This window comes from Microcoleus sp. B4-C2 (genome assembly GCF_036705265.1).
In the GTDB taxonomy this organism is placed as follows: Bacteria; Cyanobacteriota; Cyanobacteriia; order Cyanobacteriales; family Microcoleaceae; genus Microcoleus.
On the sequence record NZ_JAUBUB010000107.1, the window covers coordinates 1 to 21,276 of the forward strand.

Annotated in this window: 19 protein-coding genes; 8 read left to right on the forward strand and 11 right to left on the reverse strand. The window is 45.9% G+C overall.

What is annotated here, in order from left to right; translation table 11 throughout:
• Positions 1–155 precede the first annotated feature (155 nt).
• From QUB20_RS24200 to acpP, 4 genes are all read right to left on the reverse strand, one after another.
• A complete protein-coding gene (locus tag QUB20_RS24200; RefSeq protein WP_333250027.1) occupies positions 156–881 on the reverse strand; it encodes a DUF4276 family protein in 726 nt (241 codons plus the stop codon).
• Entirely contained in the window at positions 869–2,176 is a 1,308-nt protein-coding gene (locus QUB20_RS24205; RefSeq protein ID WP_333054561.1) for an AAA family ATPase, read from the reverse strand. Before QUB20_RS24205 ends, QUB20_RS24200 begins: the two co-directional genes overlap by 13 nt.
• Positions 2,177–2,283: 107 nt before the next feature.
• Complete coding sequence (gene fabF, locus QUB20_RS24210; protein ID WP_333250025.1) at positions 2,284–3,537, reverse strand: beta-ketoacyl-ACP synthase II; 1,254 nt, start codon at positions 3,535–3,537, stop codon at positions 2,284–2,286.
• Positions 3,538–3,634: 97 nt separating this feature from the next.
• Positions 3,635–3,889, reverse strand: a complete 255-nt coding sequence (acpP, locus tag QUB20_RS24215) for an acyl carrier protein (protein WP_333054563.1) — start codon at positions 3,887–3,889, stop codon at positions 3,635–3,637.
• Positions 3,890–4,411: 522 nt separating this feature from the next.
• Between acpP and QUB20_RS24220 the strand changes: the two genes are divergently transcribed.
• From QUB20_RS24220 to glmS, 3 genes are all read left to right on the forward strand, one after another.
• The gene (locus QUB20_RS24220) at positions 4,412–5,317 is read left to right on the forward strand and encodes a CoB--CoM heterodisulfide reductase iron-sulfur subunit B family protein (protein WP_333250023.1); all 906 of its coding nucleotides are present in this window, start codon (positions 4,412–4,414) and stop codon (positions 5,315–5,317) included.
• A gap of 269 nt (positions 5,318–5,586) precedes the next feature.
• Positions 5,587–5,832, forward strand: a complete 246-nt coding sequence (gene psaC / locus QUB20_RS24225; RefSeq protein WP_015175986.1) for a photosystem I iron-sulfur center protein PsaC — start codon at positions 5,587–5,589, stop codon at positions 5,830–5,832.
• Positions 5,833–5,990: 158 nt separating this feature from the next.
• Complete coding sequence (glmS, locus tag QUB20_RS24230) at positions 5,991–7,913, forward strand: glutamine--fructose-6-phosphate transaminase (isomerizing) (protein WP_333246392.1); 1,923 nt, start codon at positions 5,991–5,993, stop codon at positions 7,911–7,913.
• Positions 7,914–8,080: 167 nt separating this feature from the next.
• On the opposite strand, the gene QUB20_RS24235 is transcribed toward glmS, so the two are convergent.
• Both QUB20_RS24235 and QUB20_RS24240 read right to left on the reverse strand, forming a co-directional pair.
• Positions 8,081–9,538, reverse strand: coding sequence for an O-antigen ligase family protein (locus QUB20_RS24235; RefSeq protein ID WP_333250021.1), 1,458 nt, complete (start codon positions 9,536–9,538; stop codon positions 8,081–8,083).
• Positions 9,539–9,581: 43 nt separating this feature from the next.
• On the reverse strand, positions 9,582–10,427 hold the full coding sequence (locus QUB20_RS24240; protein WP_333246388.1) for a YaaW family protein: 846 nt from the start codon (positions 10,425–10,427) through the stop codon (positions 9,582–9,584).
• 483 nt (positions 10,428–10,910) lie between these two features.
• On the opposite strand from QUB20_RS24240, the gene QUB20_RS24245 reads away from it, so the two are divergent.
• Positions 10,911–11,663, forward strand: a complete 753-nt coding sequence (locus QUB20_RS24245) for a class I SAM-dependent methyltransferase (protein WP_333250019.1) — start codon at positions 10,911–10,913, stop codon at positions 11,661–11,663.
• 64 nt (positions 11,664–11,727) lie between these two features.
• Positions 11,728–12,795 (forward strand): FAD-dependent oxidoreductase, encoded by a 1,068-nt coding sequence (locus QUB20_RS24250; protein ID WP_333250017.1) that lies wholly within the window; start codon positions 11,728–11,730, stop codon positions 12,793–12,795.
• Positions 12,796–13,310: 515 nt separating this feature from the next.
• Here the strand turns inward: QUB20_RS24250 and QUB20_RS24255 are convergent.
• The 3 genes from QUB20_RS24255 to QUB20_RS24265 all read right to left on the reverse strand — a co-directional run bounded on the left by QUB20_RS24255 (position 13,311) and on the right by QUB20_RS24265 (position 16,349).
• Entirely contained in the window at positions 13,311–14,246 is a 936-nt protein-coding gene (locus QUB20_RS24255; protein WP_333250015.1) for a polysaccharide deacetylase family protein, read from the reverse strand.
• A 256-nt stretch (positions 14,247–14,502) separates the two neighbouring features.
• Positions 14,503–14,649 carry a hypothetical protein gene (locus tag QUB20_RS24260; RefSeq protein ID WP_333291704.1) on the reverse strand — a complete coding sequence of 49 codons (147 nt, stop codon included), beginning with the start codon at positions 14,647–14,649 and terminating at the stop codon, positions 14,503–14,505.
• Positions 14,650–14,732: 83 nt separating this feature from the next.
• Positions 14,733–16,349, reverse strand: coding sequence for a bifunctional pantoate--beta-alanine ligase/(d)CMP kinase (locus tag QUB20_RS24265; protein ID WP_333250013.1), 1,617 nt, complete (start codon positions 16,347–16,349; stop codon positions 14,733–14,735).
• Positions 16,350–16,445: 96 nt separating this feature from the next.
• Between QUB20_RS24265 and QUB20_RS24270 the strand changes: the two genes are divergently transcribed.
• Positions 16,446–16,589, forward strand: a complete 144-nt coding sequence (locus QUB20_RS24270) for a hypothetical protein (RefSeq protein WP_333291706.1) — start codon at positions 16,446–16,448, stop codon at positions 16,587–16,589.
• An 82-nt stretch (positions 16,590–16,671) separates the two neighbouring features.
• On the opposite strand, the gene QUB20_RS24275 is transcribed toward QUB20_RS24270, so the two are convergent.
• Entirely contained in the window at positions 16,672–17,772 is a 1,101-nt protein-coding gene (locus tag QUB20_RS24275) for a septal ring lytic transglycosylase RlpA family protein (protein WP_333211375.1), read from the reverse strand.
• Between the two features lie 470 nt (positions 17,773–18,242).
• Between QUB20_RS24275 and purM the strand changes: the two genes are divergently transcribed.
• The gene (gene purM / locus QUB20_RS24280; RefSeq protein WP_333250011.1) at positions 18,243–19,268 is read left to right on the forward strand and encodes a phosphoribosylformylglycinamidine cyclo-ligase; all 1,026 of its coding nucleotides are present in this window, start codon (positions 18,243–18,245) and stop codon (positions 19,266–19,268) included.
• Positions 19,269–19,679: 411 nt separating this feature from the next.
• Here purM and QUB20_RS24285 read toward each other — a convergent pair whose 3' ends face one another.
• Positions 19,680–20,465, reverse strand: a complete 786-nt coding sequence (locus tag QUB20_RS24285; protein WP_333250009.1) for a pentapeptide repeat-containing protein — start codon at positions 20,463–20,465, stop codon at positions 19,680–19,682.
• A gap of 390 nt (positions 20,466–20,855) precedes the next feature.
• Here QUB20_RS24285 and QUB20_RS24290 point away from each other — a divergent pair, with 390 nt between their 5' ends.
• The gene (locus tag QUB20_RS24290; RefSeq protein WP_333250007.1) at positions 20,856–21,224 is read left to right on the forward strand and encodes a hypothetical protein; all 369 of its coding nucleotides are present in this window, start codon (positions 20,856–20,858) and stop codon (positions 21,222–21,224) included.
• Positions 21,225–21,276: the final 52 nt, after the last annotated feature.

Genomic DNA, 21,276 nt, shown 5'->3' on the forward strand with positions numbered 1-21,276 from the left:
CTCCTTCTATCAATGGCTAAGTTTTAGCTTTTGATTGACAAAAAGCGCTCCTAGAAATAGGGGCGCTTTTTGTTTGGAGAAAATCTAATTTAACACTACTAATGCTTGGCAAAAGTTGGCTTACAGTTTACCTCAATAAATTTTTATCTGACCCTTTATGGACAACGACAAAAATTATTGAGATAGTTATAGAGTTCGCGAAATAAGGGACATTTTTTCTGGACTTCATTTGGATCGATTTCCATCAATAGCAAAGGAGTATGATTTCCTTTAGAAAAGCGTGCTTTATCGCGATCGAGTTCATCTTGAACACTGGACTCAATTAAATATTTTGATAGTTTTTCTCGACAGCAATCTTTTTCAGCATCGTATTCACTAAATGCTTCTGGATTCTCAAAAGAAACTTTTCTTTGTGTACTTAGCCACCAACGCATCCGTTCATGTCTTTTGCCTCGACGAAAATCTGAATGTTTAGCTATTGAATTATTCCAATCAGCAATAATCCAAGCTTCGATTTCCGGCGCGGCAAACCCAACAAATTTTTCGATGTCAGCACATTCGGGTATTTTTGATAACTCTGCCAATATTTTTGATTTTTGTGTCTGAGAATCGCGGCAATCCAAATCGTCAAAAACTAAAATCAAGTCGCAATTATTTGCTTCCGCTTTTAAGGCGATCGGTAATTCTTGCTTTATTTGCTCGATTAAGCTTTGACCTGTTCTTCCATAACTACCTGCTTTATTAGCTTTAGGGCCGGGTTTTTGGCGAACTGGTGTTTTTCGTTCAAATCTACAGCCCGGAAAAGTTTTTTCTAAAAAAGGAAAGAATCCTCTAACCTCAGCCTCACCGCCACCAGAGAAAACCCACACTACCACGGCCATCCTCCAATACTTGGATCGCCAACACGGTATAAGTCGCCCAATTGCCATCCCTCTTCAAGTTTTGGCTTCAGCAGTTCTTTTGAAAGAGATTTGACTGAGAAATACGTTCTGTTTTCGGGATAAAAACAAAGAACATTCTCTAAACGATCGGTAAAGTGATCTAAAAGGTCGGGACTATGCGTGGTAATAATTATCTGAGTTCTGGTGGCAGCTTTTTTAATCCACTCAGCTAAAATTGGCATCCACGAGACGTGCAATCCTAATTCAGGTTCATCAATGACTATCAAAGAAGGAAGAAGTGGAGAATGTAATATAGTTGCCCAACAAAGCATCCTGACAGTTCCATCCGACATTTCATTTAGGTAGAATGCTTCATCATCAATACCTTCAAAATACCATTCTACAGTGAGAGATAGGCGACCCGAAGGTAAAGCTCTAAGGCGACGAGTTTTTGGCAGGATGGACTTCATTGCCTCGTTAATGCTATCTTCAAAATTGATAGATTTTTGGTTTAAATTGTACAATACTAAAGGCAGATTATCTCCCGATGCAGATAAGTAAATATCACTGCCACCTATTTTAGGTTCGGCGGTTCTAATTGAATTCAAATTCATGTTATTGGCATTATAAAATTGCCATTTTGAAATAAATTCAATTAATTCTCTTCTAATTTTGTAAATAGGTGTAGTTTCTGGTGGTAATAGACTATTTTCAAGCAGTGTCGGAATTGTCAACAAACCAAAAGAATTGGTAGGAATGTTATCTAAAGGTTCAAACTGAGTTGGCTCTTGACCGAGAGACTTGTAAACAGATAAAACTCCTTGCCCTAATTCTCTGTTATGCAATTTATAGTAATAGAAAGGTTGCCTGCTGGAAGTTTCCTGCAAATCTTCTCCGCCATATAGATATTCTTCAGAGATGCTCGCCCTTACTTTTTGTCTATCGGTATAAAGTTTGAAATCAAGAATTGCGCTGTCTTTTTGAAGATTACCAGTGTGGTTAATTTGCGAAAAACAGCAAGCTATACTGACCTTTGCTGGACTTTCAACATTGACATCTAAAATTCTACCACCACCAATTTTAGAAACAGCATCCTCAAAACTACTCACGTCCCGATTTGCGTCAGGAATAGCTATTAGGCAATCTTTTAAAAATTTTAAACAACTGATGAAATTGCTTTTGCCTGAACCGTTTGAGCCGATAAATATATTAAGGTTGTTTAAATTTACAGATGGATCTAAGTGCAGATTTTTATAATTCTTTGTTGTCAAAAATCGAATAATTGGTTGATTCATACGATCGCTCCGGTTATACTTCAGAAAGTTAGGGCAGGCAAGATGCCTACCCTACAAAGGTAAAAAATTAATTTTTTACCTTTTAACTCTCGATTTTGGATTAGCTGTTACTGAACAAACTTCTTGAATGCCAGAGTCACGTTGTGGCCGCCAAATCCAAAGGAATTCGACAGCGCCACATCAACTTTTAGATCGCGGCTTGTATGAGGAACATAGTCCAAATCGCACTCAGGATCGGGATTTTCCAGATTAATTGTCGGCGCGATTTTGTCATTGGCGATCGACATTACCGTCGCCACCGCCTCAATGCCCCCAGAACCGCCCAAAAGATGGCCGGTCATCGACTTGGTAGAACTAATTGCTACTTTGTAAGCGTGGTCTCCCAAAGTCTGCTTAATCGCTTTTGTTTCAGTAGAATCGTTGGGAAGCGTGCTCGTGCCGTGAGCGTTGATATAGCTCACCATATCCGGCGTCAAACCCCCATCCTTGAGCGCTAAAGCCATTGCCCGCGACGCACCTTCCCCCCCCGGTACCGGAGAAGTCATGTGATACGCATCGCAAGTTAAACCGTAGCCGACGATTTCTGCGTAAATCTTCGCGCCACGCGCCAGAGCGTGTTCCATTTCTTCTAGAATCAGAATGCCAGCACCTTCGCCGACGACAAAACCATCACGATCGCGATCGAATGGACGGCAAGCATGAGTCGGGTCATCATTGCGAGTCGAAAGCGCCCTCGCCGCAGCAAAACCCGCCACGCACAAAGGTGTCACCGCAGCTTCTGTACCGCCGCAAATCATGGCTTGGGCGTAACCCGCCTGAACTAAGCGAAACGCATCGCCCACGGCATTTGACCCGGCAGCGCAGGCCGTCACCGTGCAAGAGTTTGGCCCCTTAGCACCCGTTTGAATCGCCGTCAGGCCCGCGGCCATATTCGCAATCATCATGGGAATCATAAACGGGCTGCACCGATCGGGGCCGCGATTCAGATAAATCTCTTGCTGATCTTCCAAAACCTTTAAGCCACCAATGCCAGTGCCAAGAATGACACCCACCTGTTCTGCGTTCAGGTCATTAATCTCCAACTTCGCATCAGCAAGAGCTTGTTTGCTCGCTGACACCCCAAATTGAGCAAAGCGATCCATCCGCTTTGCTTCCTTGCGCTCTAAATAGTCGTGTGGGTCGTAACCCTTCACCTCTGCGGCAAAGCGGCAGTCGTGCCGCGACGGGTCGAATAAGGTGATCGGGCCTATACCATTCTTGCCGGCAAGCAACCCGTCCCAATATTCGGACAAGGTATTGCCGATCGGTGTAATCGCGCCGAGACCCGTGATAACAACGCGCTTACGCTCTAAATTTGTCATGATTTCAGTTTCAAAAAATTAAACACCCAGAACGCAGAACAAAAGAGGAGTTTCCAGTTTTATAACTTCTCTCCTCTTAGGGGAAAAGACAGGTATTTTATGCTTTTGGAGCTGCAAGTTGGCTGCTGATGTAATCTACACAAGCTTGAACCGTAGTAATTCCTTCGGCTGCTTCGTCGGGAATTTCAATATCAAACTCTTCTTCCAAGGCCATTACCAGCTCTACTGTATCTAAGGAATCTGCTCCTAAATCATTAGCAAAGTTGGCTTCGGGCTTGACTTCGCTCAGCTCGACTTCCAGTTGCTCTTTCACAATTTTCTGGACTCTAGTAAAAATGTCGTCTTGGCTCATAACATCGTGTCCTCATTGGTTGCTGCGTATCTAATCTTATCCGAAAGGGGGATCTGCAGGACAAAGGCTGGCCGCTTTTCTAAGTGACACGGGCCAGGGACAATTGGGACACGGACGATCGCAACTCTAGGACTCAGGCAAAAAAAACCCAATACCCCAAAATAAATTATCTCGTTTAGCCACCTGATAACGTTGAGGAACCGGATTTTTGGTCGATGGTGCGTCAGTCATCAACTCAAAATGCTTGAGAAAAGCTGACCGAAAGCATCCAGGATACAAGCCCCTGGGTTTATTTATAGAGAAATAAAAAAGTTGTATCCGATAAACAAGCCCCCGAATTTATCCCTGGGGTCCATGGTTCAATCTAAAATCTAAAATCTAAAATCTAAAATCGATTGACAATTGGCTCTTAGCTAGGCGGTGATAGGTTAATTATAAAGAGGGAAAACTAAGCAGGAAGCCTCCCGACTTCGATCGCTCAAGTTTCTTTTCCCGAACCTTGTGTCCCCTGCAGAAACGATTATGCCATCCCCAAATCTCAAATATGCTTATTTTCCCGGTTGTGTCGCCCAAGGGGCCGCCCGCGAACTTTACCTGTCTACCCAAGCACTGACTCAAGCGTTGGGGATTGAACTGGTGGAACTAAAGAAAGCTTCCTGCTGCGGTTCTGGCACTTTCAAGGAAGATTCGCAGTTACTCGAAGATACTGTCAACGCTCGCAATATTGCTTTGGCCGAGCAACTTAATCTGCCTTTACTCACGCATTGCAGCACTTGTCAAGGGGTAATCGGTCATGTGGACGATCGCCTCAAGGAATCTCAGAAAACCGATCCCAACTACATAGAAAAAGTCAACGGTTTACTGGAAAAACAAGGCTGTTCGCCTTATCAAGGCAGTACCGAGGTGAAACATCTGTTGTGGGCGATCGTTGCAGATTACGGGCTCGACGAGGTGCAGAAGCGAGTCACCCGCAAGCTTTCGGGTTTGAAGTGCGCGTCTTTTTACGGGTGCTACCTGCTGCGAGCTCAGGATAAGCTGCTTTACGATGACCCGCACCAACCGGAATCGATGGAAAATGTGTTTCGGGCGATCGGGGCAACTCCGGTTTACTATCGAGGGCGGACGCAGTGCTGCGGCTGGCCGTTGTCGAGTTATGCCACTAACCAATCTTTTCAGATGGCCGGCAAACATATTCAAGATGCTCTTGACAATGGCGCTGATTGTATGGTAACGCCTTGTCCGCTTTGTCACTTGAATTTGGATTCGCGACAGCCGGAGGTGGAAAAAGTAATCGGGCGCAAATTGGGTTTGCCGGTGCTGCATTTACCGCAATTGGTGGCTTTGGCTTTGGGTGTGGAACCGAAAAAACTAGGACTCGATCGACATATTGTTTCAACTAAGCCCGTGTTAGAAAAATTAGGCTTTTAGTCGATCGATTTGCACAGATTTGTAGTAAAGAAGTCCGTCCTTGATAACTCCCCTCTAACCACAGACGTGCTCAGTAGGAACCTACTTTGATAAGACTCTCCGCGTGAATAACTGTGAAGTTTTGTCGCTTTTTCGCGAAGTGCTTCCAGGCACTGCGGTAGACTAACCTTTAATTCTCTGTGCAGGCTATAGCGGTGGCACCTCGCCGTCAAATCTGTTCACTCGCAGAGGCAGCAAATTTTTAGTGACTCGTTGGGAGCCTTTATTCAATGTCTCATTCAGTCAAAATTTACGATACTTGCATCGGCTGCACTCAATGCGTCCGCGCTTGTCCGACTGACGTTTTGGAGATGGTGCCCTGGGATGGCTGCAAAGCAGCTCAGATTGCCTCATCTCCCCGCACCGAAGACTGTGTAGGCTGCAAGCGGTGCGAAACTGCTTGTCCCACCGATTTTCTGAGCATCCGGGTTTACCTGGGAGCAGAAACCACTCGCAGTATGGGTCTAGCCTACTAAATATCGATCGACACGCCGATCGAATTACGGGCACAAAAGAGGGGGCGATTAAATTGCCCCCTCTTTTTTGTCGCGGAATCTGCATTCGGGGCCGGAAGAAGGTAAAAATGATAAAACTTGAGTTTTATTGCGATCGCTAAGCAGGAGTAGTACGTTAAATGTGCGGAATCGTTGGCTATATCGGCACGCAAGCAGCAAGCGAGATTTTGCTAGCAGGATTGGAGAAACTAGAATACCGGGGCTACGATTCAGCGGGCCTCGCTACCATCTCCGAAGGAGAAATTACCTGCATCCGAGCAAAGGGCAAATTGCACAACCTCCGGGAAAAGTTAGCAGAGATAGACTCTCTGGCTCCCATCGGCATCGGACACACCCGCTGGGCAACTCACGGCAAACCAGAAGAATATAACGCTCACCCTCACCTAGATAATAGCGGGCGAATTGCGGTAGTTCAAAATGGAATTGTCGAAAATTATCGCGAGTTGCGGGAAGAATTGAAAGCAAAGGGACATAAATTTGTCTCCGATACCGATACAGAAGTTATTCCTCATTTAATAGCTGAATTTTTGAAAGAAGCAAGAAGGGAGAAAGAAGAAGAAAAAAATAAAAAAACAGAAAAAATTGCTGATTTATCGTTTTTGGAAACGGTTTTAAAGGCGGTAAATAAATTAGAAGGAGCTTTTGCGATCGCCGTTATCTGTGCAGATTTTCCAGAGGAAATAATTGTCGCCAGACAGCAAGCTCCTTTGGTGATTGGGTTTGGTGCTGGTGAATTTTTCTGCGCTTCCGACACGCCGGCCTTAGTATCTCACACCCGCACTGTTTTGTCCTTGGAAAATGGCGAATTGGCAAGGCTAACTTCGATGGGAGTGGAAGTTTACAGCTTTGCAGGAGAAAGGCTGAAAAAAAGCCCGCGCATCCTTGGTTGGAGTCCGGTTTTAGTCGAAAAACAAGGCTTCAAACACTTCATGCACAAGGAGATTTATGAACAGCCAGCCGTAGTCCGAGCTTGTTTGGAGGCTTATTTAGACAGCGATTGGCAGCCGGAAAATTCCCGCTCTCCCATCAATCTCAACTTGCCCAAGGAACTTTGCGCCGATGTCGAACAAATTTCAATTCTCGCCTGCGGAACGAGCTGGCACGCCTCGCTAATTGGCAAATATTTGTTGGAACAATTAGCTAATATTCCGACTGCGGTGCAGTACGCTTCTGAGTACCGCTACGCACCGGCACCGCTGACAGCAAATACTTTAACTATTGGGGTAACTCAGTCGGGAGAAACGGCGGACACGCTGGCTGCTTTGGGGATGGAACAGCAGCGCCGCGCTGGTTTTACTGATAAATTCCGGGCGAGAATGTTAGGCATTACTAACAGAACCGAAAGTTCGATCGCCCACATGATGCCACACGTGATCAACACCCACGCTGGTATAGAAATTGGCGTTGCTGCGACTAAAACTTTTGTCACTCAGTTGATGGCATTCTATTTCTTAGCTTTGGATTTGGCGCACCAGCGGCAAACAATCAGCACTGAGAGATTGGCAGAAATTATTACTGGTTTGCGCCAGTTGCCGGCGGAAATAGAGAAGTTTTTGGAGATTCAAGAACAGTATGTGGAGGAATTGTCCCACCAGTTTACAGACACCCAAGATTTTATCTTTTTGGGGCGGGGAATTAACTTTCCGATTGCTTTGGAAGGGGCGCTGAAACTGAAGGAAATTAGCTACATTCACGCCGAAGGATATCCGGCGGGAGAGATGAAACACGGCCCGATCGCCCTTTTGGATGCGAAAGTGCCTGTAGTGGCGATCGCCATGCCAGGAAGCGTCTACGAAAAGGTGCTTTCCAACGCTCAGGAAGCGAAGGCCCGCGACGCCCGTTTAATTGGCGTTACGCCGAAGCAAGGTGTGGCGGAAGCCGATATTTTTGACCACATTTTGCCGGTGCCTTTGGTGGATGAATTGTTGTCACCGATTGTAACAGTGATTCCGCTGCAATTGTTGGCTTACCACATTGCAGCCCGTCGGGGTTTGGATGTGGATCAGCCACGAAATTTGGCGAAGTCGGTGACAGTGGAATAAAGGAAGTCAGTTGGCAGTTGGCAGTTGGCAGTTGACTGTTGACTGTTGACTGTTAGCAGTTGTTATTTGTTATTTGTTATCAATAACCTTCCAGGCTCTGCCTCCTATGCGCGATGCGCGATGCCCAATGCGCGATGCGCGATGCCCAATGCCCTATTCCCGATGCCCTATTCCCTCTGGCTGACTCCGCAAATTGCGGCTAACAGCAACCAGCTTGTAGTATTTAGTCGGAAATCAAACAGCGTTACATCTACAGTGTTAAAAAGCGTACAGGCGGCGAAGGCTAATAAATAACTGAAAAAAATTAGGCGATCGCCTGAATTTTCCTGTTGACAATTCACCCGATTCGTGCTGTGTAAAATAGAATTTTTCTCAGTTTCCTCTGCGTCTATTTTTTCCTGCTTAATATCCCCAGGAAAATGCGGCCAATTTGCCAGCAGCAAAACACCCCTAGCCAAAACCCAGCCAACTAAACCAAACAACAAAAGCGTTGCCGGTATTCCCGTTTCCGCAGTCAACATTAGTATCAAACTGTGAGGATGACCAAGCCATTCTTGCATCTGAGCTTGATAGAGAGGCGTAAAATTTCGCAATCCCCAACCAGTCCAAGGACGCTGCTGCGTCATCGACCAAGCAAATTGCCATTGAGTAGTTCTCAAAGTAGCTGTCGGCCGATTTGGGAACATCTCGTCGGTGAGTCTAGCCCAAAAGAAAGCAGGGACAATTCTTCGCAAATACTGCCGTAATGGTTCGGGGCCAAAGGCAGACAAAAAAACTGTGCTAGCCACACTAAAAACCGCAGCTAATATTTTTTTATAACCCGCATAAAATGCAAAAGCCAAAACGGCTAAAACTGCCAGCCCCCAAGCATTGCGAGAATTAGTAAAAATCAAAGCAACACCATTTCCAATCGCTGCAAAACTTAAAAATAGGAATCGGTAATTGGGAATTGGGAATTGGGAATTGGGAATTGGTAATTGGTAATTGGTAATTGGTGACAACTGACAACTGACTTCTTCCATCCACAGTCCCAGTGCTAAAATAAAAGCAATTGTCAGATAGCAAGCTAAAATATTAGCGTACATAAATACAGAAGCCATACGGCCGGGGGGATTGCCTTGGGGTTCGAGTACCCAGCCAAAAACCGGCTGCAATTGATCGATGCCGCTCCAGCCTAAAAATTGTTGTCCCAGACCTAAAATTATCACGGGAATTGAACTAATTACAATCACCCAAGACAATTGCCGCAATTGAGGCAGAGTTTTAATTAAACTGCTGAAAATGGCAAACAATATAAAGAACGGCAAGAAATTGTACAACCCTATAAAAGCCTCGATGCGGTTGTGGGCAAAAACGGCTGTGATGACTAGCAGCGCGCTCAGAATTGCGAATCCTCGATTCAACGGGCGGCGACTAATTTCACGGAACTTTTGCTTGCAAGTGCCGGCCAATCCCAGGAATAAACCTAAAGCTCCCAAAATCGGAATTAAGGGAAAAATCAGCATCCCCACTTGGGCGAAATTCCAAGGAATTTGCAGGCGGGGATCTGGATGTTTTTGGAGGCGAGACTTGAGATTTTCTGCTGTCTGTTTGGCCGCTAATTTCAACCGATTTTTGATATTCACCCACACTCCCAATCTCAAATCTAAAATCTACAATCTACCATCGTTAAGCTAGTTCCCAAACGCATTCCGATCGCGTTAATCGAATTTGAGCTAGGGCAAAAATGGTCGGGATAATGCGGCCGTAGTTCGTGGAAATCGATCGCCAACCCAAATCCGCTAAAAACCAAGTCCACATCACCGGGCCTACCAACGAAAATACGCTCCGCGTCGCACCGTAACGAGCGGCACTCACAGCCATACCGCGCCGCGCCGCCTGAATTGCGACATAATTTTGAAACTGGGTTGCTGCAGTTGCAGTGCCTGCAAGCACTCCTTGTTTTGCCATTTGATAGGTGGCAAAATGCAGCGCAAATTGATTGGCCATTAGTTTGAGCAGCATTGGTTTTAAGATGGAACTAACAGCTAAAGCGCTGCCCCCTTTGAACAGTAAACCCAGCGGGTCTTTTTCAGCAGTAATTGGCAGGGGTTCTGAGAGTTTAGAATCAACGATCGCTCGCTGTACGCGCAGTGTCAGCGCTTGCTGTTCGTCTGCAGGTAAACGCTTCCACGCGCGGCCCATTAAGTGCAGAAATACTTCTGCCTCTAAGTCGGTGGTTGACAACTGTCGGGGATAAGGGATTTTGAGATAGCGACAAACTTGAATTAGTGCTTGTCTGTAAGTTACTTGTTGGGTTCGCCCTCTGAGTACCGTCAACCCGTCGGCTGCAAGATAGCGAAACCGCTGTTCTACGGCGTCGAGCCATGCTTCGCGATCGCGACTTTGTACATCTATCGGTGCGGGGGTTTGCACGTAATCTAAAGGGTTAAACTTGCGGCTGAACAGAAGTTCTGTTAGTTGCTGCAATTCTTCTTCTGTTGTTAATTCGAGTGCTGCTCTGAGTTCGTCCAAAATTTTGCCCTCCCGTATACGATTTTAGATTTTAGATTTTAGATTTTAGATTTTAGATTGCTGCTGGTTGACAACCCGTGGGATTTAGGATTTACCTACAGTGGCATTTTTTATCGGGTCTTAATCATGGATTCGTGCTGTCCATTATTCTACTACCTGGCGCAGGACGATCGGCAGGATTTGCACAGAAGATCCGACTGCTAGAAGCTATAACCTCAGCAGCTACATCGATCTGCGGACGCGCATCTAAATTTTACAGTCAAGTTTGGTGTCCCGCCGCTCCTAAAAATACAATTTAGATGCCCAACAGCCAACCCGGAACCCCTCGGTACGTCTGCAACCCCGCAGCTTGAGGAGTCAAACCGTCGCCATGAACGCCCACTATTTTATTCGCTATAAACAAAAGAAAAATAATTTAGTGTAGTTCTGTTCAAAAATGTCAGTTAATCCTATAATGAGTTTGGTTTTTTTAGAACAAAGTAAATGATGTCTTCTTCTGTCGCACCGTCTTTTTTGCAGGGATATTGGCAAGATACTTTCAATCTCAAGCAGCATCTACAGGATTTTTTAAATTTAGATTTAGAAACAATTGAACAAGAGCTCGCTGTCGGTCAACAATCCCTAAAAGAAATAGGCCATCGGGATTTTGATTGGGAAAAAGCTAGCGAGTTTTATCGCGATCGAGTCGGCCAAGCTTACCTATTTGACCTCGGAGCTTGGCATATGTCCAATCAGGATTACATAGGAGGCACTTTAACATTAATATCAGATATGGCTGCCGGTCGAGTTTTAGATTTTGGCGGCGGTATTGGCACTCATGCTATTGCAGCAGCTCTTTGTCCTCAAGTAGAACAAGTAGTCTATTGCGATCTTAACCCCATAAATTGCAATTTTGTTCAAAGCCGAGCTGCTAAGTTAGGATTGAGTGAGAAAATTTCCTGTTGTCTGGAAGTATCGCCGACGGAAGTTTTCGATTCGATTATTTGTTTTGATGTAATGGAACATTTACTAAAGCCAAGTCAGCAATTGATGGATTTTCACAAAATGCTGGCTCCGTCAGGGAAGATTATCCTTAACTGGTATTTCTTTAAAGGTTTTAATCAAGAATTTCCTTTTCATTTAGAAGATAAGCAAGAGATGAACACATTTTTTACTAAACTTCAGTCTAATTTTATGGAGGTTTTTCATCCTCATTTAATCACCGCTCGTTGCTATCGCAAATTAACTGAAAGTTAAGAAATCATCTTAAGGCTTATTTCCTAGAAAAAGTCCGGTAAGTAATGTATCTGAAAGTCCCATTATGTTCGATGTTGCGGTGATTGGTGCGGGTATGGCGGGGCTGAGTTGCGCTCAACGGTTGCGTCAAGCTGGTTATTCTGTGGCTGTTGTTGAGAAATCTCGCGGGGCGGGGGGACGTGTTGCTACCCGCCGCGTACAGGGTACGAGGGCAGATCACGGGGCGCGGTATCTGGAACCGCAGGGGGATGCGGTGCAGGGGTTAATTGAGGTTTTGGTCGATCGCCACATCCTCAAACTCTGGACTGATACTGTCTGGGAATTCAGACAGGGGAAACTTTCTGCTATTCCTCGCTGTTGTTATGTCGCACCTGCGGGTATGAATGCTATCGGTAAGTATCTGGCCCAGGATTTAGAGATTTGGTTTGGCCGCCGCGTACAAGCTATTTCTACTACAGATAACCAAAGGTGGCGTCTTTCCCTAGAAGTCACTGACAGCAATTTAGAGATACCTCAAGAATTGATTGCTAAGGCTGTGGTTGTGGCAATTCCGGCACCTCAAGCTTTAATGTTTTTGGATGCGGAAATCGGTTTGTCGCCTGATTTTCTGGACAAATTGCGTTCTGTGGAGTACGACCCTTGCATTACGGTTATGGCTGGCTATCCTGCGACAAAACAGCAAGATTTAAGTAATCTAAATCCGCAGTGGAAATCTGTTTCTTTTCCCGATAATGCTGATTTAGCTTGGATTGGCTGGGACAGCAGCAAGCGGCTCGATCCGTCGCAGCCGGTGTTTGTGGTTCACAGCAGCGCAAATTTTGCAGAACGCTATTTAGAAGCTGCTGATTTGGATAGTGTTGGTCAGGAATTGCTCGATCGCACTTCTGAATATTTAATCCCTTGGCTGAAACAGCCGGAATGGTTGCAGGTTCACCGCTGGCGCTATGCTTTTTGTCGAAATCCTTTGCCTGTTTCTTGTTTGGCGGCTGGGGGGAATTTGCCGCTGGTTTGTGCGGGGGATTTGTGCGGGGAAGGTCAAATAGAGGGTGCTTTGCGATCTGGTTGGGCGGCAGCTAATTGGGTGAATTCTCAGTTGCAGGATTTGCCGTTAGATTCAAGCCTAAATTGGTAATATGGCTACAGTTAAGGTATCAATTTTGCCTCTAACGCTATGATTGCCATCCCGTCTGGGTTTAGCCCCGAAGATTACCTTGCCCTCGAACATGATAATACCGTCCGGCATGAATAACGGAGGTCAATCGATTTTCGATTTTCGATTTTCGATTTTCGATTGAAGCATTGACCCCACGGATAAATTCGGGGGGCAAGTTTCATCGGATACAGGTTTTTTATTTCTCCACGGATGAATCCGGGGGATTGTATCCTGGATGCTTTCGGTCAGGAAGAAGGAATAAGGAAGTTCGGCAACGGATTCTGTAACGGATGTAACGGATGTCAGGAAGAAGGAAAAAGGAAGAGGGAAGAAGGAAGAAGGGAAATGCAATGATTTCAGCAGTCAAGAACGTCGCTGGTAATCGGCCGCAGTTACTACTTCTTCCTTCTTCGTTCCGCTAGAGTTCTGAAAAATTAATCTATCGACATACAAAAAAAGGGGGAAATGGTGTAAAATCCCACTTTTCCAAATTGTTACTTTTGTGCTGTTTCCTGTTGTTGTAAGTCTTGTTCTTGCATCTGCAATAACTCGGGAACTGTTACGAAACTGTACCCTTCATTTCTCAATCGAGCAATAATATCAGGCAAAGCTTTTACAGTTCTTGCTCGATTGCCGCCGCCGTCGTGCATCAGCACAATGCCGCCGGAATTTGCCTGCCTCATCACGTTGTCTATCAAAGATTCCGTAAGGGTGCGCCAATCAAAAGAATCAGCAGACCACATCACAACTGCATAATTTTTCTTTTGAGCATAAGCTGTCAATCCATTGTTTAAAATGCCTCCTGGCGGGCGGAACATGGATGTTTGGATGCCGGTCAAGTCCTGAATTAAGGATGAAGTGCGATCGATCTCGCGAGCGGCACCGTCTTCGTTATACTGAAGGTATTGATGGTTCCAAGTGTGATTGCCGATCGCGTGACCGGCGGCTGCGACCTGTTGGCCTATTTCGGGAGAATTTTTTAGGTATTTTCCTACCCAGAAGAATGTAGCCTTAATATTATTTTCCTTGAGAATATCTAGGATTTGTGTAGTTGTTTTCGGCCAGGGGCCGTCGTCAAATGTCAGGGCGATCGCCTTGCGCTGGGAGTCGAGTTTCGCGTGACGAAGGGTTGTACCTTGAAACTGATCCGGTACGGCTGATTGAAATCGGATTGCTTGCACTTGGGCTAGAGCATTTTGGGAAAATTCAACTCGATGGGCGATCGCCTCGGAGAACTTATTAATATTGGACATCGGCGGTTGTTCTTGCGACTGGGATACGGCCAAGACTTGCGCCTGAATCGGTTGCAAGGGCTGATTGGCCCGCAAGTTAATCGGCCATGTCACACCCAGCAAAAAACTTCCTGTTGCTGCCATAAAAGCAACTATTAAAGTTTTTCGCCGCCTCCACAGCAGTTTCAATTTTGTCACGTCATTGTCTCCTTCACACCTTGTACAGTTAATTTGAGATTTTATGTTGATATCAAGTTAATCCACTTAAGAGGATAATCTTAAATTGGACAGTCAGTAAAAATGCTACTGGAAATAACCGATCGTGGGGAAGTCCGTCAGGATAAAAAAATTTAAGATTTGTGCGCCAGAAATGCCCTAACCCATGAAAACACGGGATGCTGGAACTTTTTCCCCAGCCAGGGGACGGCGCTCTCGGATTAATGGCACGATATTCTTAGGGACTCAGGCAGCATCGGCCCGCGTCTCTACCTGACACTGCAAATTGGTTTAACCTGAGATGTGGCACTATTGTCAATAAGCTGTTTAGGAACAGGCAAGATGCCTGTTCCACAAGAAAATCTAGTCTTTGTGGAACAGGCATCTTGCCTGTTCTTGAGAATAGTGCAAGATGTGAGGTTAACCGCATTTGATATGAGGGCGATCGCCCGCCCGCCACTCCTAAAATTAACTTTTAGGGCCGGTTCTCTCTTTGTACAAGCCGACAATCCGATCGATAACTTCAGCAACAGTCAGATTGTCTGTTTGAATTTCCACAGCATCTGCCGCTTTACGCAAAGGTGCAACCTCGCGGGTGCTGTCTTTTTCGTCCCGCAAGGCGATGTCTTGTTCCAATTGGGCCAAGCTAATATTAGCCCGATCGCTATCTTTAAGTTCTAACAGCCGCCGGCGCGATCGCTCTTGTACCGAAGCCGTCAAAAAAATCTTCAGTTCCGCATCGGGAAAAACGTTAGTGCCGATATCGCGGCCTTCTGCAATAATTCCGCCTTTTGTGCCGCAGCGCCGCTGTTCCTCCAGCAGAAACTGCCGCACGGCGGGAATTGCCGCCATTTCCGAGACGCGGGATGTCACTTCCAAACTGCGAATTGCCTCGGTTACGTCTTCGCCGTTAATCTTCAACATCTTTGATGCGGGATCGAGGTTGTATTCTAAATAACTGGAACTGATTAATTCGGCGATCGCGCATTCGTCGGAAATCGGCGTGTCTGTTTTCAATGCCAGCCAAGTCAGCGCCCGATACATCGCACCGGTATCCAGATAAAACAAGTTCAAAGCTGTTGCTGCAAGGCGAGTTACGGTAGATTTGCCTGCTCCCGCCGGGCCGTCGATCGCCACAATGGGCCGACGATTCCTGAGAATTATATTGTCAATCAAACGAGTAGAGCCAACTCTGGCGGCCACGGCTAAAAGTCCCGCTGTTTCCACAACCTGCAACGGCGTCAAAGTGTCGGGATCGACGAGTTCGGCGTATTCGAGCTTGACTGCGGGTTCTCCTGCGACTGCTGCGTGGGCGGCAGCGAGTGCGGCGGCAGCGGTGCGGTCGCCTGAAGCAAAAGTTTTCGAGGCTTGTTGCAGCGCGCGGTAGAGTACGGAGGCTTGCTGTTTTTGGTCTGCTGTTAAATACTGATTGCGAGAACTCATTGCCAGTCCCGACTCTTCGCGGACGATCGGACAAGCGACAATCTCTACAGGCAAGTTAAAATCCAAGACCAGCTTCCGAATAATTGCTAGCTGCTGGGCGTCTTTTTGACCGAAATAAGCTTTTGTCGGCTGCACCAAACTCAAAAGTTTAGTAACAATTGCCGCGACGCCTTGAAAATGACCGGGCCTTGCTTTACCGCACAAAACCGATGTCATCGCCGGTGGCGGCACTACTTGAGTTAAGGATGAAAGGTGAATCTCTATCTGTTTTTGGGCGGTTTGCTCTGTTTCTGTGGGTGAAGCGAAGCTATCCCGTAGGGAATCGACTGCTTGATGGCCGAACATTTCCGTTGCTGAGGGAGCAAATATGGCATCAATCCCTGCTTGTTCGCACAACAGCCGGTCTTGCTCGAAATTCCGAGGATAATCTTGAAAATCTTCTGTCGGCCCAAATTGCAGCGGGTTGACAAAAATGCTGACCAGGGCGATCGCATTTTCTTGCCTTGCCCGCTGGATCAAGCTCAGATGTCCTGCGTGCAAAGCTCCCATCGTCGGCACCAAACCGACTGTCAAATGAGGTGCAGCAGACTTTTGTAAATTTAAGTAGCAGCGAAGTGCTGCAATGGTAGTAAACAGGCGCACCGGTAGAATCTCCTGAAGGCATTCGGCAGAATGCAGAGTTTATTTGTCAGAATTTGTTCGAGTTGAAATCTTACATCATCCTCAAGAACAGGCAAGATGCCTGTTCCACAAAGAATGGTGCAAGATGTCAGTTTTATCTCACATCTTGCACCCTTCTCAAGAACAGGCAAGATGCCTGTTCCACAAAGAATGAGTTTTCTTGTGGAACAGGCATCTTGCCTGTTCCTAAACAAGTATTGACAATGGTACAAGATGTCAGTTTTATTCTACTTTCTGACTTCTACACTTGGGATAAGTTTTGTATTCTGCCTGATAGTAGCCTTCAGCGTCCACCAGTTGTTTGCTGCGGCGGTTCGATCACTTCGATTTCCACTCTGGCCACGCCACTGCTGATCATTCCCAGCACGTTGGCGGCGCCGGCGGACAAGTCAATGAGCCGATCGCCCACATAGGGGCCGCGGTCATTAATGCGGACGACTACAGTGCGGCCGTTGTCGAGATTTCTCACCATGACTCTCGTTCCAAAAGGCAAATTTGGGTGGGCTGCGGTCATATCATTTTGGTTGAAACGCTCGCCGCTGGCGCTGAGGTTGCCGTCAAATCCCGGGCCGTACCAGGAAGCCCAGCCGCTAAGCCGCACTTGAACTGGGCCCAGAGACAGCACGGAGCGTTCTGGTTGGGGTTTGCCTGCGACTTCTTCCAGGGGTGGGGCGTTGCCCAGAAGTCGCCGGAGGCGATTGGTTGCTTGCAGGGCGTCTCGGCTAAAGTTGCTGGTGGTGTCGGGGAGGATGGTTTCGGCGTTGATCTTTACCAAGTCCTCGCCGTTTGCCTGGATAATGTAGCGATCGCCTTTTTCCCACTTAACGGTAATGCTGTTGGGATCGATGTTGTTGCGGGCTAGCTGATTGAGTCTTGCTGCTAAGCTTGATGCCCGCCAAACTGGATCGGGTTCTTGGTTGCTAGAGTTGCTGGCAATGTTTCCGACTTTGGGATTTTCTCTTGCGCCCGCTACTTTTGACGGACTGCTAGCACCGACTTGGCTGTTGCCAGTTTCTCCCAAAGGGGTGTTTGTTTCCGGATTGGCGTTCAGAAAGGTGATGACTGGAATGTTTCGCACGTAGACTGTCGCTGCTTGTCGCCCGCCTAAGTCGTGGGGCTGAATTTTGGCGATCGAGTCTCGGGCAATTTCAGCTCTTGCTTGATACTGATACTGTCCGACTTTTTGCGCTTCGACCCGAGTAGCGTTTAACTGCCGGGACGGTTGGGTGGCAATTACTTGCTCGGAAACCTGAGAGTTTTGGTTGTCGGCACCTGTGGCTTGTGCGTGACAAGAGGATGCCGTTCCTACCATAGGAACTAACAGGACAGCGAGTAGACCACCAACAAATTTTTCCTTCATACGTCCATTTTTGTGAATAGCCATTGCCAACCGAGATTGGAGGATTGGCCATTTGGCGGCGGGCGTCAAGGATTTCTCTCTTGCCCTTCGCCATTCCCCCGTGAGTCAAAGCAAAGTATCCGGGTGCGTTTTTGCTTTAATGCTTCCGCCCCAAAAAAATTGGCGGAAACTTCCCTGACACTTGACAACTCATACTCGATTCGCAATTTGTGTTTTGTTCACGAACTGCAACAGACTACCACAAACTTTTGTGCTTGGGGATCGCTGGGATCGCGATTTTCACCAAATCTTCATCAAATCTTCTCAAAACCCTCTATCATAAAATCCTTTAGTTCCAAGGCTTACAGCCGTTTCAGCCATTACGGAAAACTTTACAAAACTTTACAAAACTTTAGTGTATTTTGTGGGCTGCCGAATGGCTAGTCTTAAAAAAGCTGTTTGTCAACTGTTATGGGAATAAACTAAAAATTAGAAGAAATCGATTTGGCGGACTTATGGATTATCGAGAAGCAGGTGTGGATGTTGAGGCGGGCAGAGCTTTTGTCTCGCGCATCGGGAGTATGGTTAAGAGCACGCACCGATCGGGAGTTTTGGGCGGATTCGGCGGGTTTAGCGGGTTTTTCAGCGTCCCGGAGGGCTTAAAAGAGCCGATTATGGTTTCGGGTACTGACGGCGTTGGGACTAAGTTAAAATTGGCCCACAATCTCGATCGGCACGACACGGTAGGTATCGACTTGGTGGCGATGTGCGTCAACGACGTGCTGACATCCGGGGCCGAACCCCTCTTTTTTCTCGATTATTTAGCCACGGGAAAGCTAAATCCCGAACAATTAGCTGCGGTGGTGGCCGGCATTGCTGACGGTTGCAAGCAAGCGGGCTGTGCTTTACTCGGAGGAGAAACGGCAGAAATGCCCGGTTTTTACCAAGCGGGTGAGTACGATTTGGCGGGGTTTTGTGTGGGAATTGTCGAAAAGAGCAAATTGTTGGACGGTTCGCGGGTGCAGGTAGGAGATGTGGCTGTGGGGCTGGCTAGTTCGGGCGTGCACAGCAACGGTTTTAGTTTGGTGAGAAAAATTGCGGGCGATCGGGGTTTTGACTGGCATTCGCAACCCGAAAAGTTAGGTGGCAAAAGTTTAGGAGAAGTGCTGCTAACTCCGACTAAAATTTATGTTAAACCAGTCCTCGAAGCAATTAAGAGCGGTCTCGAAATTCACGGTATGGCTCACATTACGGGCGGCGGTTTGCCGGAAAATTTGCCCCGCTGTTTGGGAGTTAATCAATCTGTGAAAATTGACAGCAATAGCTGGCCAAATTTGCCAATTTTCCAGTGGATTGCTGAAGCGGGCCAAGTTGCCCCAGCAGATATGTTCAATACTTTTAATATGGGGATTGGGTTTGTGCTGTTGCTCGATTCGAGGGAAGTAGAACAGGCTGTTAAATGGTTTGAGTCTCAGGGAATTGGTGCTTGGGCGATCGGGGAAGTGATTGAGGGGAAAGGAGAATTGATCATGGGTAATTAGTAGGAATCAATCGCAGGGGGTGAAGATTGCTTGGCTTTGTTTTATGCGTTAACAGACAATCTCAACCTGCCTTCATCTGTGTATATCTGCGGTTAAATTTATAATTATGAAAGTAACCGCAGAGGACGCAGAGGACACAGAGGAAGAAAGAGAAAAAGGAATTCACAACAGATGACTCGTTGCTACAAATTTAAATGAAAGTGAAATAAGCTGTTGTGCCTTTAAATACGGTATAATTCAAAACTAATTCCGTGAATTAGTGTAAAGATTTCCGCCGAATGTTTAAATTAATTGAAGAGCTATACTATTTATTACATCGACTCTGAAATGAAGGATTGTTAATTGTTGAAGTGAGAAAATATCAAAAACCAAGGTAAGGTTTATATCACAGTTTAAATAAAAAACACCTTATTAGGCTTGTACGTGACTCAAAATTTCCAAAAACTCCTGCACAACTAGATCGGGTTGTTCGCTGCATCGGCTAGCATCGTAATGTTTGACAAGACTGATGCCAGAATCTATGAAAAGCTGGCACATTTCATCTTCTGTTGCGTTTGGATGGGATGATTCGCTGTCAATTTTCAGTATCCCTAGCTTGTTTTGGTGGAATATCAGAAAGTCAGCTTGTTGGTTTTGTCTCCCTGCGGGTGTTGCGAGTCGGAGTTGGGAGTTGGGGATGAAGAGGGTGGAAGTGCGATCGAGTATTTCGGCAATTTTTACTTGTGCGTCGGAGTGAAGGCGAAAACCGTTCCAGTTAATTTCGTTTTCTGAGCCAGATAATTCAGTTTCACTATCAGCATTTATTGTTTTATCTAAATCAGTTTGAACATAATCAGCTTCATTTAAATTTGCGAATAATCTAGCTCCACTTAAGTTTGCTCCGCTGAGATTAGCACCGCTGAGATTAACTTCTATTGTCAGATTTCGCTGTAGATTCACTTGAGTTCGCCGTAAGTATCGCTTTAAGACTGATTTGAGATTATCTTTTTTAACTTTTTCATCGAGTGCTGTTGAAAGTAGTTTCCATAGTTTAGCACCAGCGTCTTTGATATAATCATATTCATATTCAGTGCTGGCTGCAATTTCTTTATAAGACTGTCCTTCCCAGGATTGACGAAACACTATCTCTTGAATCTTGTTGAGGCGATCGTAGTTGAGGGCTGTTTCTGCGATCTCTATGGCTTCGTCAACGGTCATGTGTGAAAGTCCCCTTATAGCTAAAATTTCTACCTCATACCATATTGTAGTGCAACAGTCCCACCACTTGGTCTCTAGATTTGGGTTCAGTCCTCGCAATTGTCACACTTTAACTAGCTTGTATGGTGCGTCAGTCTTGAGTTTAGTAGGAAAAATTAGGGTTTTCCCAACAGACGCACCCTACTAATTCTGTCAGTTGCGTAATTCCTCTTGGGTTATTACTTTTATACTACTTTTGCAATACTTTTATGTTACTTTTTTGATTCTTAAGACAGATGTGGATTTGATAATATGGAATGTAATCAACAAAAACAGTATTGCTTGAGTGTCGTAAAAGACCCCCGCCTCGGTAAAATTTTCCCGCTCATTAATTGACTAACAGGAAGCTTCATGTTAAGTAAAAGTTTGCTAACATTCAGTTTAATTACCTTATCTTACATTGGTAGTGTAGGAGTCTTGTCTACTTTAACTACGGGCTGTGACTTGATTAAACAAGATAAGTCACTTTCTACAAAAAAAGCCGAAAAAATAGTTAATAAATGGAAAGCTTCCAGAAGTGGAACAATTGAGATAGCAGGAGTTCGGGAAAATCCAGATAATACTGCTGTAGCTACATTACAGGTATCAAATTTAATTGTCAAAACAAATATGCTTGGTACAATAAGTGAGCAAAACTTTTCGGGGCCGGGGGAAGCGACATTCTCGCGCTATACCGATGGAAGTTGGGCGTTAACAGCAGAAGTGTTGAACGCTTATTGATAGGATTCTGAAAATAGACATACGAATCCTATAAAATGCTGATTTCAGCAAT

Coding starts and splice junctions, on each gene's coding strand:
- glmS (WP_333246392.1), top strand. CDS start 5,991: ATGTGCGGAATCGTTGGCTATATCGGCACGCAAGCAGCAAGCGAGATT.
- QUB20_RS24245 (WP_333250019.1), top strand. CDS start 10,911: ATGATGTCTTCTTCTGTCGCACCGTCTTTTTTGCAGGGATATTGGCAA.
- QUB20_RS24275 (WP_333211375.1), bottom strand. CDS start 17,772: ATGGCTATTCACAAAAATGGACGTATGAAGGAAAAATTTGTTGGTGGT.
- QUB20_RS24250 (WP_333250017.1), top strand. CDS start 11,728: ATGTTCGATGTTGCGGTGATTGGTGCGGGTATGGCGGGGCTGAGTTGC.
- QUB20_RS24290 (WP_333250007.1), top strand. CDS start 20,856: ATGTTAAGTAAAAGTTTGCTAACATTCAGTTTAATTACCTTATCTTAC.
- QUB20_RS24270 (WP_333291706.1), top strand. CDS start 16,446: ATGCCTGTTCCACAAAGAATGGTGCAAGATGTCAGTTTTATCTCACAT.
- psaC (WP_015175986.1), top strand. CDS start 5,587: ATGTCTCATTCAGTCAAAATTTACGATACTTGCATCGGCTGCACTCAA.
- acpP (WP_333054563.1), bottom strand. CDS start 3,889: ATGAGCCAAGACGACATTTTTACTAGAGTCCAGAAAATTGTGAAAGAG.
- QUB20_RS24205 (WP_333054561.1), bottom strand. CDS start 2,176: ATGAATCAACCAATTATTCGATTTTTGACAACAAAGAATTATAAAAAT.
- QUB20_RS24260 (WP_333291704.1), bottom strand. CDS start 14,649: ATGCCTGTTCCACAAAGACTAGATTTTCTTGTGGAACAGGCATCTTGC.
- QUB20_RS24220 (WP_333250023.1), top strand. CDS start 4,412: ATGCCATCCCCAAATCTCAAATATGCTTATTTTCCCGGTTGTGTCGCC.
- fabF (WP_333250025.1), bottom strand. CDS start 3,537: ATGACAAATTTAGAGCGTAAGCGCGTTGTTATCACGGGTCTCGGCGCG.
- QUB20_RS24285 (WP_333250009.1), bottom strand. CDS start 20,465: ATGACCGTTGACGAAGCCATAGAGATCGCAGAAACAGCCCTCAACTAC.
- purM (WP_333250011.1), top strand. CDS start 18,243: ATGGATTATCGAGAAGCAGGTGTGGATGTTGAGGCGGGCAGAGCTTTT.
- QUB20_RS24200 (WP_333250027.1), bottom strand. CDS start 881: ATGGCCGTGGTAGTGTGGGTTTTCTCTGGTGGCGGTGAGGCTGAGGTT.